Below are 16690 nucleotides of genomic sequence, written 5' to 3' on the forward strand. Positions count from 1 at the left end.
TTAATTTTTATTTTCTATTAAAATAATGTGTATGTAATAGATGATGAGCTTTTTCTCCCAATGGGCTTCCCAAATATGTTGAATATAACTCTTTAATATATGGGTTTTCATGAGATTTTCTAATTGCTTTTCCTTCATCTTCTCTATATATTGCTTCTGCCCTTTTCTTTAATATATCTAAATCTCCATGATGGTAAGGTTGACCTCCACCACCAATACATCCTCCTGGACAAGCCATTATTTCTATAGCATGGAATTTTGATTTACCAGATTTTATATCTTCTAATAATTTTCTTGCATTTCCAAGCCCATGTGCTATTCCTATATTTAAATCTAAATCTCCAACTTTTACAGTTGCACTTTTTATTCCATCTAGTCCTCTAAAAGAAGTAAAGTTTACATCTTTTAATTCTTCTTTTGTAACCCATTCGTATGCTGTTCTTACTGCTGCTTCTATAACTCCTCCAGTTGCACCAAATATTACTCCAGCTCCTGTTGATTCTCCTAATGGATTATCAAATTCTTGATCTTCCAAATCTACAAAATCAATATTAAACTGTTTTATCATTCTTGCTAATTCTCTTGTAGAAATTGAAATATCTACATCTGGATTTCCGTCTACTTTAAATTCGTCTCTTCCAACTTCATATTTTTTAGCAAGACAAGGCATAATTGAAACCACTACCATATTTTCTCTTTTCACACCTATTTTTTCAGCATAATAAGATTTTGCTATAGCTCCAAACATTTGTTGTGGAGATTTAGCTGTTGAAGGTATATCTTTCATCTCTGGGAATTGATGCTCAAAGAATTTTACCCATGCTGGACAACAAGAAGTAAGTATTGGTAATTTTACTGTTTTATCTCCCTCTAAATGTCTTGTTAATCTATCTAAAAACTCACTAGCTTCTTCCATTATTGTTAAATCAGCTGCAAAATCTGTATCAAATACATTATCAAATCCTAATTTTTTTAATGCAGTTACTATTTTTCCAGTTACAAGAGTTCCTGGTTCCATTCCAAATTCTTCACCTAAAGCTGCTCTTACTGCTGGAGCTACTTGCACAACTACTGTTTTTTCAGGATCAGCTAATGCAGATACTACATCCCAAGTATAATCTTTTTCTGTTAATGCCCCTGTTGGACATACTGCCACACATTGTCCACAATAAGTACATACAGAATCTTCTAAATTCATTTCAAATGCTGGTGATACTACTGCATCAAATCCTCTATTAATTCCAGATAATGCTCCTACTGTTTGTACTTCATTACACATAGTTTCACATCTTCTACACATAATACATTTATCCATATCTCTTATAATTGAAGGAGAATAATCTTCTCTATATGTTGACTGAGCTCCATCACATCTTATTTCTCTTATTCCAAATTTTTCTGATAAATCTTGTAGTTCACATTCACCTGATTTAGCACAAGTTAAACACTCTTTTGGATGATCCGATAAAAGTAATTCTAATACAACTTTTCTAGCATTTAATGCTCTTACACTATTACTTTTAACAACCATTCCATCTGTAACTGGTGTTGCACATGAAGGTGCTAAATTTCTTCTTCCTTCAACTTCTACAACACAAGCTCTACAAGAAGCAGTTTGATTTACTAATCCTACGTCATGTAAATTCAAATGACATAAAGTAGGTATTTCTACATTAACTTTCTTTGCAGCATCTAATATAGTAGACCCTTTAGGCACTTCTACAAGTTTATCATCAATAGTAATTTTTACCATTTCCATCTATTTTCACTCCTTTGTTATTATTTTTTTTCAATAGCCCCAAATTTACAAGCATCATAACACGCTCCACATTTGATACATTTTTCTTGGTCTATTACATGCGCAGTTTTAACTTTTCCAGAAATTGCTCCTACTGGACATACTCTTGCACAAGCTGTACAACCAATACATTTACCTGGATCAATTACATATTGAAGTAATGCTGTACATTGTCCTGCTGGACATCTTTTATCTACTACATGTGCTACATATTCATCCCAAAAATTATCTAATGTTGATAATACTGGATTTGGTGCTGTTTGTCCAAGACCACAAAGTGCTGTATCTTTTATTACTCCACTTAACATTTTTAATTTTTTAAGATCATCCATAGTTCCTTGACCTTTTGTAATTTTATCTAACATTTCATATAATCTTTTTGTCCCTACTCTACAAGGAGTACATTTACCACAAGATTCATCAACTGTAAAATCAAGATAGAATTTTGCAATAGATACCATACAATCATCTTCATCCATAACTATCATTCCACCAGATCCCATCATAGAACCTGCTGCTACTAAGTTATCAAAATCTATTGGAACATCAAGATCTTTTTCTGTTAAACATCCTCCAGAAGGACCTCCTGTTTGTGCAGATTTAAATTTCTTTCCATTTTTAATTCCGCCACCTATATCAAAAATAACTTCTCTTAAAGTTGTTCCCATTGGAACTTCTATAAGTCCTACGTTATTTATTTTTCCTGCTAATGCAAAAACTTTTGTTCCTTTTGATTTTTCTGTTCCTATTTTATTAAACCAGTTTGCACCTTTATTAATAATTACAGGTATATTTGCAAATGTTTCTACATTATTTACATTTGTAGTTTTTCCCCAATATCCTGATTCTGCTGGAAATGGTGGTTTTGTTGTAGGTTCTCCTCTTTCACCTTCCATAGAATGAATAAGTGCAGTTTCTTCTCCACAAACAAATGCTCCTGCTCCATATTTTAACTCAATATCAAAATCAAATCCACTTCCCATAATATCTTTTCCTAATAGTCCCATTTCTCTTGCTGAACTAATAGCATTTTGCAGTCTTTCTATTGCCAATGGATATTCTGCTCTTATATAAACAAGCCCTTTAGTAGCACCAATAGAATACCCACAAATAGACATTGCTTCTATTACACTATGAGGATCTCCTTCTAAGATTGATCTATCCATAAATGCTCCTGGATCTCCTTCATCAGCGTTACATACTACATATTTTTGTTCTCCAATGTTATATTTACTAGCAAATTCCCATTTTAATCCAGTAGGGAATCCTCCTCCACCTCTTCCTCTTAATCCTGATTCTTTCATTTCAGCAATTACATCTTTTGGAGTCATTTCTGATAAAACTTTTCCTAAAGCTTGATATCCTTCTCTTGCTATATATTCTTCAATTTTATCAGGATCTATAAATCCACAGTTTCTAAGTGCTATTCTCATCTGTTTTTTATAAAAATCCATATGTTTAGAATCACTTATATGTTTCTTTGTCATTGGATCTTTATATAATAAACTATCTACTTTTCTACCTTTTATTAAGTGTTCTTCTACAATTAATTTTGCATCTCCAGGTTTTACTTCTGTATAGAATGTATTATCTGGTAAGATTTTTACTATTGGTCCTTTTTCACAAAATCCGAAACAACCAGTCATTAATACTTGTACATCATTTTCCATATTATTTTCTTTTAATAATGATTTTATATTATCAGCTATGGCTTTACTACCTGACGATAAACATCCTGTTCCACCACATATAAGAACATGCATCTTATAATTTGCCATTTGTTATACCCTCCTTCAAATTATTTTTCTTCTTCAATAGTTGTATACCCTACTGGTATTATTCCATCTACCAATTCTCCATTTTTAATATATTTTTCAATTATTTCTTCTGTTTTATCTGCATCTACATTTCCAAACACAACTGCTTCTTTACCTGGTAAAGTTATTTCTACAGTTGGTTCTGAATGACAATATCCCATACATCCAGTTTGTGTTATTACAGCATTTTTTATATTTTTTTCATTTAATTTTCCGATAAAAGCATCCATTGTATCTTTAGCTCCTGCAGCAATTCCGCAAGTTGCCATTGCTATTTTTATTTGAACTAAATCATCTACATTTTCACCTTTTTCTCTTAATTCTACTTTATTTTGTAATTTTTCTCTTAATTTTTTTAATTCATCTAATGATTTTATTTTTGCCATTAAAATCTACCTCCTAGTTATGGAACGGCTTAAAAAGTAGTTACCCTTTTCATATCAAAATATGCAATGCTTTTAGCATTTTTAATATGAATTTAGGGAAAGTTATTTTTTAAACGTTCTTATATTCTTTTAAAATATCTTTAACTTGCTCTGGAGTAACTCTTCCATATACTTTTTCCCCTACAAGTACAACTGGAGCTAATCCACATGCTCCAACACATCTTAAAGCATCCAAAGAAAATTTACCATCTAATCCAGTTTCTCCTACTTCAAGATCTAATTCTCTTTTAAATTCATCTAAAACTTTCTCTGCTCCTCTTACATAACAAGCTGTCCCCAAACATACTGAAATTGGATATTCCCCTTTCGGTGTCATTGTAAAAAATGAATAAAAAGTTACAACTCCATAAACCTTTGCTAAAGGTATATCTAGCTTTTCTGATATAAATTTTTGTACTTCCGCTGGTAAATATCCAAAAATATCTTGAGCTCTATGAAGTACTGATATTAAAGCCCCTTTTTTTTCTGGCAATTCATTAATAAACTTTTCAAGTTTACTATAGCAATCTTGTGCTAATTTGTTTTGACATCCATTAGACATTGTTGTTTCCTCCTTCTTTTATTATAGTTCTTATATTTACTTTTTCTAATATTTTAATATTAGAATGTGTTATTTTTCACATTCTAATATCTTTGATAAGTATATCACATATAAAAAATATTGTAAAGTATTTAAAGCCCATTTTAGTACATTTTTCAAAATTTTCTTTCTTCTCTTATTTTTTCATACGCTTCTTGAATTTTTTTGAATTTCTCCTCATATATTTTCTTCTCTTCTTCTGGTTTATTATGATGAATATCTGGATGATATTTTTTTGCTAATTCTTTATATTTCTTTTTTATATCCTCATCTGATAAATCTTTGCTTGCTCCTAATATTGAATAATACTCATCTAAATTATTGATGTTATTATAAAAACTTTGAGAACTATTTTGGTAATTATTAGACTCGGTATTGTCCCATTTATAATAATAATTTTTATTTCCTCCATCTTCGAAAAAATTTTTATAAGATTTATATTTATAATTTATTTTATCCTTATTTAAAAAATAATATATCAACCCTATAACTATTAATACAGGAAGAAGTGAAAATAATACTCCAAACAATGTGAAAAAAACATATATAAAGAATAATGTAGTTAATATTGCAATCATATTTTCAAATCCAAATATAAAACCAATACCTATTAATAATATTATATATAGCATTTGTTCCTCCTAAAAAATAGAGAGCACTAAGCCCTCTATTTCATTCCTTCTAATGTTTTTATTTTTTCTAATATTTTTTTATCTTTAACATCTATTTCATAAGCCGCTTTATATTCTTTTAACGCCCTATTTATTCTTCCCATATCTTCATACTTTTTAGCAAAATCAAGATGTGCACTATACATATCAAAATCTAAAAATATTGCAAATTCATATGCGTTTACTGCATCTACTACTAACCCTGCTCTTGAATATGCATTCCCTAATAAAAAGGATACAAATGGCGAATCAGGAGCTATATCTAATATAAAATTAAACTCATCAATGGCTTTTTCTAAATTATTAATTTCATAATATAGATACCCCAAAAAACCTCTGATATCTATATTTTTAGGTTCTAATTTTTTTAATTTTTCATATATATCTATAGCTTCTATATCTTGTCCACTATAATGATATATAGTTCCCAATTCTTCCAAAGCTTTTATGTTGTTAGGAGCTTGTGATAATATTTCATTTAATTTTTGTATTTTTAACCCTATCTTTTTGATATTAGATATTTCATTAAATATTTTAGTTCTTAGCACTTTTCATCACCTCTCAACGGTTATTTTTAATCCAAAACTTAAATTATTATATCATATTTTCATCTTTTTTTAAAGTTTTTATTTTTTACTTATTTAAAAATTCCATATATTCTTCTAATGTAGGAAATTTTCCTAATATTGCACAACAAGCCGCTACTAAAGAACTTCCTAAATAAGCTCCTGAATTTGCAGGCCCGAGTCTTCCTTGATAATTCCTAGTTGTAGTTGTAATTGCAGTAGAATTTGATCCAATTCTTCTTTTATTACCCATACATAGTCCGCAAGTTGGCATTATTACTACTCCACCAGCATTAATAATTTTATCTAAATCTTTATTATCAGCTAATCTTTCTGTAATATCCTCTGCTGCTGGACTTACTACAAAATTTATTCCTCTTTTTATTTTATTTCCATCTAAAATTCTTGCAGCGCTGCTTATTGACTCATATTCTCCACCTACACAACTTCCAATATATACTTCATCAACTTCTGTCCCTGCTACCTCTGATAAGAATGCAACATTATCTGGATGATGAGGTACCGCAACTATTGGTTCTTTATAATTATTTAAATTTATTTTTATAACTGCATCATATTCTGCATTTTCATCTGCTCTTAAAAAGATTGGATTTTCCAAAAATTCTTCTATTGATTTAGATGCTTTTTTTACAGATTCTGATATGTTGGCATCAGGTCTATTTTTCAAATATTCCAAATCTTTTTCCAATTCTTTTATTGTATTTTCATCTGCTTGAATTAATCCAGCTGATGCTGATCTTTCTGCCACTGCATTTGTTAATATATATTTTTCTTCAGACGTTAATTTTTCTATACCATACATCTCTATAATTTTCCCAGTATATACACCTTTCCCATACCCTTGTTTTTCAGCTTCCATTACTAACATTGATACCATATCTCTGGCAGTCATACCTGCTTGTAATTCTCCATAAAATTCAACTTTAACTACTTTATCCATTATCAATTCCATTTTTCCATATTTCATACAACTTGCAACTATATCTGAAGCTCCAGGAAACGATATTCCTCTTGGACTTCTTGTATGCGAATCTCCACCTACAATAATATCTGTTGGCGTTACAAATCTATTCCCTATTGTGTGTATAATTCCTTCACCTGGTCTTAATCCAACTCCACCTCTATCATCTACAAACCCTACTAAAAATTTGTGTCTATCTCTCTCTTCTGAACTTGGTGCCTCACAAGTATGACATAACGATTGAACTACAAAATCAGCTCCAAATGTCATTCCACCAGCCATTGATTGATATTCTTCCATTGTCATAGGTCCTGTTGTATCTTGAGAATAAACTCCTCTTACTTTTACAGTAGCAGTTTCTCCTGCTTTAACTGTTGTTTTCCCATCTATTCTATTATACGCAACTAACTTTTCAGCTAAATTCATGGCAACTTTTTCATCACTATCTTTTAATTTTTCTGGCATTTTAGAATTATCAAAATCAATATTATTTTCTATACAGTAATCTGATGCCCAAGCTTGCAATTCTTTCCCAGCAGTATAATTATTAACTCCGCCAGCTTTAATTTTTTCCAAATCAAGATCTTCTATTTTCTCAAATTCTATCTCTTTTTCATTATTAATTATCAATTTACTATTTTCTACATCTACTTTTATACTATCTTCCTCATTTATACCATCTGTATTACATAAAATTGGTAATATTGCAGATGAAACCAAAGAATTTCTAAAAATAGGTGCCATAGTTTTTGCAATTACAACTCCACCAGTTTTATTTTCTGGTTCTCCTTCTATATTTTCTCCTATAACTTGTAATACAGTATATGTAGCTGACTTTCTAGACGAACCTTCTCCAAATCCTTCTCCACCAACTATATATATACTCTTACTTTTTTCTTTTAATTTATTTAATCTTTCCATAAAATCTGCTTCATCAGGTCTTCCATCCATAATATATGTAGCATGCAATGGCTTATCTGTCCTAGAATTAGCTCTCTTCCCAGGTGATAAATGATCTGTACTTATGAAATCTCCTACTTTTATCCCAACTCCTAAATATTCAGATTTTAAATTCCAAGTTTTTGAAAATTCTTTTTCTGCCCAAGCTTTAATTAAATTTGCAATTTCAGAACTATTTTTTGACAATTTAGCTAATTTATCAAAATCTTCTTTGTTTACTAAAACTACTTTTTTTAATTCTTCCACTACTCTATCAGACTCAATTTTTTCTTCAATTAATTTTATCATAATTGGAGTTGCTGCTCCACCCTTCATATTAAAAAGAGTAATTAAAGCATCTTCTTTGTTTATAAAACTATTTTTTATATTTTCAGATATTATTTTATATAAATATTCAGCTTTTTTATAAGTTTCTGGGAATGTTCCTCTTAAAACTTCATTTTTTATTAATTTTACTAATAATTCTCCAAAAACAAATTTTTCTCCTAAAAATTCAATATTTTCTTCTAAATTTTCTCCTGCAATTAACATTTTAAAAAATGATTCTACCTCTTGTGATTTTATAGGTCTTGGATATAATCCATATGACTTATATCTTTCTTCAGCTCTTTTTTTGTAGCTTTTAAAAACTTCCATATTATTCCTCCTTCAATTTTTTATTCATTATTTATTATAAAATATTTTTTCAAAACTTGTACCTGTTAAGTGACCTTATTATATAACATAATCTAAAAAAAAACAAGGAACTAATTACGCTAAGGAACGTTTGAAAAATAATGTTCTCATATTTTGTTATAAAAACGCTTAAAACATTGCGTATTTTATAACAAAATGGAAATGTTATTTTCAAGCCATTCCTAATTAACCCAAACAAAATATGACAACGCAGAGTCGTAAAATAATCAGAGATTCACAGAGGAAAATAATAATTGGTAATTAAAAACTCTTCCAATCCTATCTATCTCTGCGTAACTTTGCTTTCTCTGCGGCTCTGCGTTGAACATCCTTTTCTCTAATTATTTTATACTATATGGTTTACTTATAAAATTAATTTTCTAATCTTATAATTTCTTTATTATAATATCTTTCTTTATCTTTTCAATTTCTTCTTTCTTACATAATTCGTCTGAAAAAGCTGTTGCTGTTCCTGATGCCACTCCTATTCTAAAACATTCTATTAGCTCTTTATCTTCTTCCATTGCAGATAGAAATCCTCCTATTAAAGAATCTCCTGCTCCAACAGAATTTTTAACTGTTCCTTTAGGAACCATAGCTTTTAAAATATCTTTTTCATTTATTAATAATGCTCCATCTCCAGCCATTGATACTATTACATTTTTAGCTCCCATTTCCAAAAGTTTTTTCCCATATACAATAACATCTTTTTCGTCTTTCAATTTAACTCCAAATATATTTTCCAATTCAAAATAATTTGGTTTTATCAAAAAAGGATTATACTTTAATGAGTTTACTAAATATTTTCCAGTTGTATCAACTACTATTTTCACTTTTTCATCAACTATTTCAGATAATTTTGCATATATATCTTCCTCTAATGAAGTTGGAACACTTCCAGCTAAAACTAATATATCATCTTTTTTTAGAGATTTTATTTTTAAAAATAACTCCTTTTTTTCAGATTCTGAAATTTTTAACTTTTTATCATTTATTTCTGTTTCAGACTTTTCACTCTTTATTTTCACATTTATTCTACTATCTTGATTTATTTCTATAAAATCACATTTTATATTTTTTTCTTTTAGATTTTTTTCTATATATTTGCCAGTAAATCCCCCAATATATCCAAGTGCAATTGAATCCTTTTCTAAATTTCTTAAAACTTGACTTACATTTATTCCTTTACCCCCAGCTGTTTTATATTGAGATACAATAGTATTTAATCTTCCTTCTTTAAATTCAGATAATTTTATATTATAATCAAGTGAAGGATTTAATGTTACAGTATAAATCATTTTTCTGCCTCCCTATGGCTCAAGAACGTTTAAAAAATAAGTTTCTCATTTTTTGTTATAAAAACGCTTAAACCATTGCGTATTTTAAAACAAAATCGGAAGGTTATTTTTAAGCCGTTCCTCAATAATATATTTCAAAAACAAATGAGCAGATACAAATTTCGCATCTACTCATCTATATCTTTTTACAATTTTTCTGCTAATTCTTTCAGATACTCTCTTAATCCTTCTCCAACTTCTTCATGTCTTAATCCATATTCTATATTTGCTTTTATAAATCCAAGTTTATCCCCTGTATCATATCTTTCTCCAACAAAATCATATGCTAAAACTTTATCTCCATATTTTATCATTTCTAATATTGCATCTGTTAATTGTATCTCTCCACCTTTTCCAGGTTCTATTTTTTCTAAAAATTCAAATATTTGAGGTTCTAAAATATATCTTCCTAAACAAGCATAATTAGAAGGTGCTTCTTCTTTTGTCGGCTTTTCTATAAAATCTTCTACTTTTACAGTTCTTTCATCAAATCTATTTCCCGGTTTTATTATTCCGTAAGAAGATACCTTATCATCTGGAACTTGTTGTACACCTATTACAGACCCTCCTTTATACTTTTCTCTTACATCTAACATCTGTTTTACAACAGGAACATCATTATATACTATATCATCACCTAATACCACAACAAATGGTTCATGCCCAATATGATGTTTAGCTTTTAAAATTGCATGCCCTAACCCTAATGGCTCTTTTTGTCTTATATAATAAATATTTGCATATTCAGATATTTCTCTTACAACTTTCAACATTTTATCTTTATTCTTTTTTTCTAATATATACTCAAGCTCTACTGAATAATCAAAATGATCTTCTAATGCTCTTTTATTTCTACCAGTAACAATAGTAATATCTGTTATTCCTGATTTTACTATCTCTTCTACTATATATTGTATAGCTGGTTTGTCCACTATTGGTAGCATCTCTTTTGGTTGTGCTTTTGTTGCAGGTAAAAATCTTGTACCTAATCCTGCTGCTGGAATTACTGCTTTTCTTATCTTTTGCATAATAACTTCCCCCTAGTATTTTTCTATCCTATCAATGTACCTTCTGGAACACTATTATCAATCTCAATTAATTTTATTCTTTTTTTCTCCATAGTTGTCAAAAACATTCCTTCTGATAATATTCCTCTTAATTTTACAGGTTTTAAATTTGATACCATTAATACTTTTTTATCTTTTAGCTCTTCTACTTTATAATATTTAGCTATTCCTGATACAACTGTTCTTTCTTCTTTTCCAATAGATACTTTAAATTTCAAAAGCTTATCTGCTCCTTCTACTTTTTCTGCTAATAAAATTTTAGCTACAACCATCTTAGTTTTCTTAAATTCATCTATCTCAATTGTCGGTTCAATTTTTTTAGATTTAACTTTTATCTCCTCTTTTTTCTCTTCAACTTCTATTCTTGGAAAAATAGGTTCTGCATTTTTTACTGTTGTGTATTCTGGAACATTTCCCCATTCTTTTAAATTTTCTAATCTAGCATCTTCTATATTTCCGTTAATCCCAAGTTGATTCCAAATTTTAGCAGCTGTCTCAGGCATATAAGGATATACTAATACCGCTATTTTATATAAAGATTCTACTAAATTATACATAACAACTGCTAATCTCTCTTTTTTAGTTTCATCTTTTGCTAATTTCCAAGGCATTGTTTCATCTATATATTTATTCATTCTTGATATAAATTTCCAAATTTGCTCTAATGCTTTTGAAAATTGTATATTCTCCATCTCTTCATCTACTTTTACTAACATTTCAAAAAATAGTTCTTTTATTTGTACGTCAAATATCTCTTCACCTTCACCTTTTGTCACTACACCTTTAAAATATTTTTTTATCATACCTATTGTTCTATTTAATAAATTTCCTAAGTCATTAGCTAAATCTGCATTTATTCTTTGTACCATTGCTCTTGTAGAGTAATCTCCATCCATTCCAAAATGAACTTCTCTCATTAGAAAATATCTAAAAGCATCTAATCCATATTTTTCTACTTCACTCTTAGGATTAACTACATTTCCTTTTGATTTTGACATTTTTTCTCCTGCTGCTGTCCACCATCCATGTGCAAATATTTTACTAGGTAATTTTTCTCCTGCTGCCATTAACATAATTGGCCATATTATAGCATGAAATCTCAATATATCTTTTCCTAACAGATGTACAACTTCTCCATTATTCCAAAACTTATCAAACATTTCAGGGTTGTTTTCATATCCTACTGCTGTTAAATAGTTTGTCAAAGCATCAAACCATACATATACTACATGCTCTTTATCTATTTCTAAAGGTATCCCCCATTTAAATGTGTTCCTCGAAATTGATAAATCTTTTAATCCTTGTTTTATAAATGAAGTTACTTCATTTTTTCTATATGAAGGTTGAATAAAATTAGGGTTATCTTCTATATATTTTAATAATTTATCTGCATATTTTGACATTTTAAAAAAATAAGATTCCTCTTTTACAACTCTTAATTTTTTTCCACAATCTGGACAACTGTCTCCTTCTCCCATTTGTGATTCAGGAACAAAATTTTCACACGAAACGCAATAATGTCCTTCATATTCTCCTTTATAAATATCCCCATTTTCATATACTTTTTTTATAATTTTTTCTACAGATTTTATATGTCTATCTTCTGTTGTTCTTATAAAATCATTGTTATTTATATTTAATAAATTCCACATTTTTTGAAATTTAGGCGTTATTGAATCTACAAATTCTTGAGGACTCATTCCTTTTAATTTTGCAGCTTCTTCTATTTTTTGTCCATGTTCATCTGTTCCTGTTAGAAAAAAAACATCATATCCTGCTGTTTTTTTATATCTAGCTAACACATCAGCTGCAATTGTAGTATATGCTGAGCCTACATGCGGTTCTCCATTTACATAATATATTGGCGTTGTTACATAAAAATTTTTACCCATTTTTATTATTTCCTCCTATTTTTTATTGTTCCTAAATTCAAATTTCTTTTAATTGATTTTTATCATTTTCCTCTATTTTAAAATTGCTTATGTTTTTAGACAGATTTAAAGTTAAATCTATCAGAATATTTATTTCAGCTAAAGAATAATCCAATAAATCTCTAACACCTTTTGAAATGTCACTATTATTTATAGATAACTCTTCTATTCCAGTAGAATTATCTGTGATTTCTTTTACTACTTTTGTTATTCCCTCAGAAGAATTAGTTTGATCTTTTGTTAATTCTGTTATTTTTCTTATCTCTGTATCATTTTTATCAATTATATTTATAATAGATAATATTACTGTTTTTACACTTTCTGTTATCTCTAATCCTTTCCTCACACTTATTTCTATATCATCATTTGCCTCTTTTACAGTACTTACCTCTGTTTGGATATCATTTACAAGTTTTTCAATTTTTTCTGTTTCATCACTTGTTTTTTCTGCTAATTTTTTTATTTCATCTGCAACAATGGCAAACCCTTTTCCTGCCTCACCTGCTCTTGCAGCTTCTATTGATGCATTTAATGCAAGCAAATTAGTTTGATCTGACAATGAATTTATAGCTGTTATAATATCTCCAATTCCTAAAGATATACTTATTAAATCTTTTATCTTTTTTTCTGCTCTTTCAACACTACTGCTTATATCTAACATCCCAACTGCCATTTCTTTTATTTTACTTTCACCTATTTTCGCTGTATCTATTGTCTCTTTTGATAATTTCAAACTATCTTCCACATTATTTTGAACTTTTTTCCCAGTTTCTGCTATTTCTTCTAGCTCTGCTAAAGTCTCTTCTATTCCTGCCGTTTGATTTCTCACATTATCAAGAACTACCTCTATATTTTCTTCTAAATCTTCCATTCCTTTTTCAATTATCTTTTCATTTAAATTATTATTTCTTTTATTATACCTATTTCCTTTTGAGACATTATCTAATACAAAAGTTATTTTTTCTGTCTTTTCACTAACTTCAAATATTAATTGTTTTATACTATATATTATATCGTTTAAATTACCAACAAAACTATTAAAATATGTTGCTAATTCGCCTATTTCATCTTTTCTTTTTACAAAAATTCTTTTCGTTAAGTCTCCTTTCCCTTCAGCTATTTTTTTTAATCTATCTGCAACTATTTTTAAATTTTTTAATAAGTATATTATAATAATATAAATTCCAATAAATAGAACAATTATTATAAATAATAATATATACAAACGCAATTTCAAACTATTAATTTTTTTATAAAATGATTTTGTATTTTCATTTAATTGAGTTTGTATAATCTCATCTAATTCTTTCATGCTTTTTAATGCTGGACCATCACTTATCTTCACTGTTGAATCTATTTCTTTTACAGTTTTATTCTCTTCTTTTAATTTTATTGCTAATTTTAAATTTCTATTATATTCTTCAAAAGTATTATTAATTATTTTCAAATCATACTTTTCTTTTTCTCCTAAATCATTAAATTTTAAATACTCTTTATAATTTTCTCTAAATGAATTCATCTGTTTTTCAAAAGATTTTATTTGCTTTTCTTGACCTCTAATTATATAATTTTTAAATTGATGTATTGCACCACCATATCCAAAATTATCTCTTATTTTTGAAATTAATACAGATCTTCTCATTATATTATTATCAATTATACGCCACTGCTGTTGTAAATTATTTATTTCTATAAATATAAATAATCCCTTAACTACTAAAATAGCACCAATAATGCTCATAAAAATATTTAACTTAGTCTTTATTCTCATTATATATTCCCCCTTATTTTTTCAACTTTTCAATCTCCTCTTCACTTAATCCCGTCTTTTCCATTATAGTTTTCAAATCTAAAACATCTAATAAACTTTTTGCTATCTCTATATTTCTCTTTTTTATCCCTTTTTCAATCCCTTTTTCAATCCCCTTTTTTTCAGCTTTTTTTAGAGCTGCATCTTCATCTCTTAACCATTTTAATCTAGCTTCATAACTTTCACGCTCATCTTTATTTAATGACATCTCTTCTAATATCTCTACCGCTTTTTTTATTGTAGATACCTCTTCTAGCTCTTTTGGAAGTTTATTTTCTTCATATTTTTCTGCTCTTTTTAAAAAGTTTACCCATCTATCTAACATTGTACTGAATTTTTCATTATATTTCTCTAGTTCTATAAAATGTATCTCTAAATGATCTATAAACTCATCTTTACTTTCCATATTTATTATTTTATAAATATTATGATAATTTTCCTCATCTAAACATCTAAAATTTAATATATTTATGCTTATTGTCTTCTTTAAATTATCATAATTTATCCCTGTGGATAGTTGACCTGAATATAATCTTGCCCAATAATACAATGCTCTCTTGTCAAAGTATTCCTGATCAATTATTTGCATTTCTATATTATACCAACGCCCTCTTTGATCTACCGCTTTTATATCCAATATTGATAATTTATCATTTCTAAAATTCTTATCATTATAAGGGTTTTTAAGTTCTAACTCTGTTACTCTATCATCTTCTGATACTACTGAATTTATAAAATCTAATAACAAATCCTTATTATCTTCCGAACCAAATAATTTTTTAAATACAAAATCTACTCTCGGATTTATTCTACACATAACCATCACCTCTACTTTATAAGTATTTTATCTTAAATAACATTTAAAAAATAAACTTCTCATATTTCATTATAAAAACTCTTGAATATCTATATATTTCAAAACAAAAATATTGTTTCTAATCCATCCCTAAAGAATTTTCTATTATTATATTTGCTACACCCACAGCTTTTTTCAAAGAACCATAATCAGCTAAATTTTTCCCAGCTATATCATATGCTGTCCCATGATCCACAGAAGTTCTAATTATCGGTAATCCTACAGTTATATTTACTCCAAGTCCAAAAGATTCCATTTTCATTGGAATTAATCCTTGATCATGATACATTACAACCGCTATATTAAATTCATCTTTTAACATTCTAACAAAAAGTGTATCTGGAACAATAGGTCCTTCCACTTCTATTCCAAGTTTCTTTGCTTCTTCAACTGCTGGTAAGATTTCTTTTATCTCTTCATCACCAAATAATCCCCCTTCTCCATTATGAGGATTTAATCCTGATACAGCTATTTTAGTTTTTATTCCTAACAGTTTTTTTGCTTTATTGGCAAGTTTTATCTTCTTTAATATATTTTCTTTTTTTACCTTTTTTATAGCATCATTTAAAGATAAATGAGTTGTATTTAAGACAACTGTTATTTTATCACCTTTTAAAATCATTGCATAATTTTTTGTATTTGTATTATCTGCTAAAAAAGATGTATGCCCACTATAATGATAACCTGCTAAATTTATAGCTTCTTTACTAATTGGTGCTGTTACCATTGCATCAAAAGTTTTATCTTTTGTTAATTCAAGAGCTTTTTCAATATATAGCATACTCATCTTTCCAGATTGTTTTGTAGGAATTCCTATTTCTAATTCCTTAGCTTTAGCAATATTTTCATCTATAGTTTTATGCTCAACATTAATAATTGGAATTATATTTTTAGAAATAATATTTTTTATCTCTTCTCTATTTTTATAATTTCCCAAAATATCTTCTACTTTTAAATCTAAATTATACTTTCCTATGTAATATTTTAGTATTTCTTTATCTCCAACAACTACTGGTATAAAATTATTTCCACTTTTTGAAAAAAAATCTTTATAAAATTTCAATATAATTTCTGGTCCAATACCTGCTGGATCTCCCATTGTAATTAATATTTTGTTTTTCATAACTACTCTCCAATTTATATTTATTTTCCTGAATTATAACACATTTTTTAAAATATATTAAGTGTTTTTTA

Annotated in this window: 13 protein-coding genes; all 13 read right to left on the minus strand. The window is 28.1% G+C overall.

What is annotated here, in order from left to right; genetic code table 11:
- Positions 1–7: 7 nt before the first annotated feature.
- The 13 genes from RDY08_RS06300 to pdxA all read right to left on the minus strand — a co-directional run bounded on the left by RDY08_RS06300 (position 8) and on the right by pdxA (position 16619).
- A complete protein-coding gene (locus tag RDY08_RS06300) occupies positions 8–1759 on the minus strand; it encodes an NADH-dependent [FeFe] hydrogenase, group A6 (RefSeq protein ID WP_307903528.1) in 1752 nt (583 codons plus the stop codon).
- Between the two features lie 20 nt (positions 1760–1779).
- Positions 1780–3576: an NADH-quinone oxidoreductase subunit NuoF gene (locus RDY08_RS06305; RefSeq protein WP_307903529.1), complete on the minus strand. Its 1797-nt coding sequence runs from the start codon at positions 3574–3576 to the stop codon at positions 1780–1782.
- A gap of 20 nt (positions 3577–3596) precedes the next feature.
- The gene (locus RDY08_RS06310; protein ID WP_307903530.1) at positions 3597–4001 is read right to left on the minus strand and encodes a (2Fe-2S) ferredoxin domain-containing protein; all 405 of its coding nucleotides are present in this window, start codon (positions 3999–4001) and stop codon (positions 3597–3599) included.
- Positions 4002–4110: 109 nt separating this feature from the next.
- Positions 4111–4602 (minus strand): NADH-quinone oxidoreductase subunit NuoE family protein, encoded by a 492-nt coding sequence (locus RDY08_RS06315; protein WP_307903531.1) that lies wholly within the window; start codon positions 4600–4602, stop codon positions 4111–4113.
- A 155-nt stretch (positions 4603–4757) separates the two neighbouring features.
- A complete protein-coding gene (locus RDY08_RS06320) occupies positions 4758–5273 on the minus strand; it encodes a DnaJ domain-containing protein (RefSeq protein WP_307903532.1) in 516 nt (171 codons plus the stop codon).
- A gap of 35 nt (positions 5274–5308) precedes the next feature.
- Positions 5309–5860 (minus strand): tetratricopeptide repeat protein, encoded by a 552-nt coding sequence (locus RDY08_RS06325; RefSeq protein ID WP_307903533.1) that lies wholly within the window; start codon positions 5858–5860, stop codon positions 5309–5311.
- An 85-nt stretch (positions 5861–5945) separates the two neighbouring features.
- Complete coding sequence (locus tag RDY08_RS06330; RefSeq protein WP_307903534.1) at positions 5946–8456, minus strand: aconitate B; 2511 nt, start codon at positions 8454–8456, stop codon at positions 5946–5948.
- A gap of 425 nt (positions 8457–8881) precedes the next feature.
- Positions 8882–9793, minus strand: a complete 912-nt coding sequence (gene pfkB / locus RDY08_RS06335; protein WP_307903535.1) for a 1-phosphofructokinase — start codon at positions 9791–9793, stop codon at positions 8882–8884.
- Between the two features lie 185 nt (positions 9794–9978).
- The gene (gene galU, locus RDY08_RS06340) at positions 9979–10860 is read right to left on the minus strand and encodes a UTP--glucose-1-phosphate uridylyltransferase GalU (RefSeq protein ID WP_307903536.1); all 882 of its coding nucleotides are present in this window, start codon (positions 10858–10860) and stop codon (positions 9979–9981) included.
- Positions 10861–10883: 23 nt separating this feature from the next.
- Positions 10884–12791 carry a methionine--tRNA ligase gene (gene metG, locus RDY08_RS06345; protein WP_307903537.1) on the minus strand — a complete coding sequence of 636 codons (1908 nt, stop codon included), beginning with the start codon at positions 12789–12791 and terminating at the stop codon, positions 10884–10886.
- 37 nt (positions 12792–12828) lie between these two features.
- Complete coding sequence (locus RDY08_RS06350; RefSeq protein WP_307903538.1) at positions 12829–14601, minus strand: methyl-accepting chemotaxis protein; 1773 nt, start codon at positions 14599–14601, stop codon at positions 12829–12831.
- A gap of 13 nt (positions 14602–14614) precedes the next feature.
- Positions 14615–15457: an Rpn family recombination-promoting nuclease/putative transposase gene (locus RDY08_RS06355; protein WP_307903539.1), complete on the minus strand. Its 843-nt coding sequence runs from the start codon at positions 15455–15457 to the stop codon at positions 14615–14617.
- 118 nt (positions 15458–15575) lie between these two features.
- The gene (pdxA, locus tag RDY08_RS06360) at positions 15576–16619 is read right to left on the minus strand and encodes a 4-hydroxythreonine-4-phosphate dehydrogenase PdxA (protein ID WP_307903540.1); all 1044 of its coding nucleotides are present in this window, start codon (positions 16617–16619) and stop codon (positions 15576–15578) included.
- Positions 16620–16690: the final 71 nt, after the last annotated feature.

The organism is Haliovirga abyssi, from assembly GCF_030295325.1.
Taxonomy (GTDB): domain Bacteria; phylum Fusobacteriota; class Fusobacteriia; order Fusobacteriales; family Haliovirgaceae; genus Haliovirga; species Haliovirga abyssi.

Coding starts and splice junctions, on each gene's coding strand:
- RDY08_RS06310 (WP_307903530.1), bottom strand. CDS start 4,001: ATGGCAAAAATAAAATCATTAGATGAATTAAAAAAATTAAGAGAAAAA.
- RDY08_RS06300 (WP_307903528.1), bottom strand. CDS start 1,759: ATGGAAATGGTAAAAATTACTATTGATGATAAACTTGTAGAAGTGCCT.
- pfkB (WP_307903535.1), bottom strand. CDS start 9,793: ATGATTTATACTGTAACATTAAATCCTTCACTTGATTATAATATAAAA.
- RDY08_RS06305 (WP_307903529.1), bottom strand. CDS start 3,576: ATGGCAAATTATAAGATGCATGTTCTTATATGTGGTGGAACAGGATGT.
- RDY08_RS06350 (WP_307903538.1), bottom strand. CDS start 14,601: ATGAGAATAAAGACTAAGTTAAATATTTTTATGAGCATTATTGGTGCT.
- RDY08_RS06315 (WP_307903531.1), bottom strand. CDS start 4,602: ATGTCTAATGGATGTCAAAACAAATTAGCACAAGATTGCTATAGTAAA.
- metG (WP_307903537.1), bottom strand. CDS start 12,791: ATGGGTAAAAATTTTTATGTAACAACGCCAATATATTATGTAAATGGA.
- pdxA (WP_307903540.1), bottom strand. CDS start 16,619: ATGAAAAACAAAATATTAATTACAATGGGAGATCCAGCAGGTATTGGA.
- RDY08_RS06355 (WP_307903539.1), bottom strand. CDS start 15,457: ATGTGTAGAATAAATCCGAGAGTAGATTTTGTATTTAAAAAATTATTT.
- RDY08_RS06320 (WP_307903532.1), bottom strand. CDS start 5,273: ATGCTATATATAATATTATTAATAGGTATTGGTTTTATATTTGGATTT.
- galU (WP_307903536.1), bottom strand. CDS start 10,860: ATGCAAAAGATAAGAAAAGCAGTAATTCCAGCAGCAGGATTAGGTACA.
- RDY08_RS06330 (WP_307903534.1), bottom strand. CDS start 8,456: ATGGAAGTTTTTAAAAGCTACAAAAAAAGAGCTGAAGAAAGATATAAG.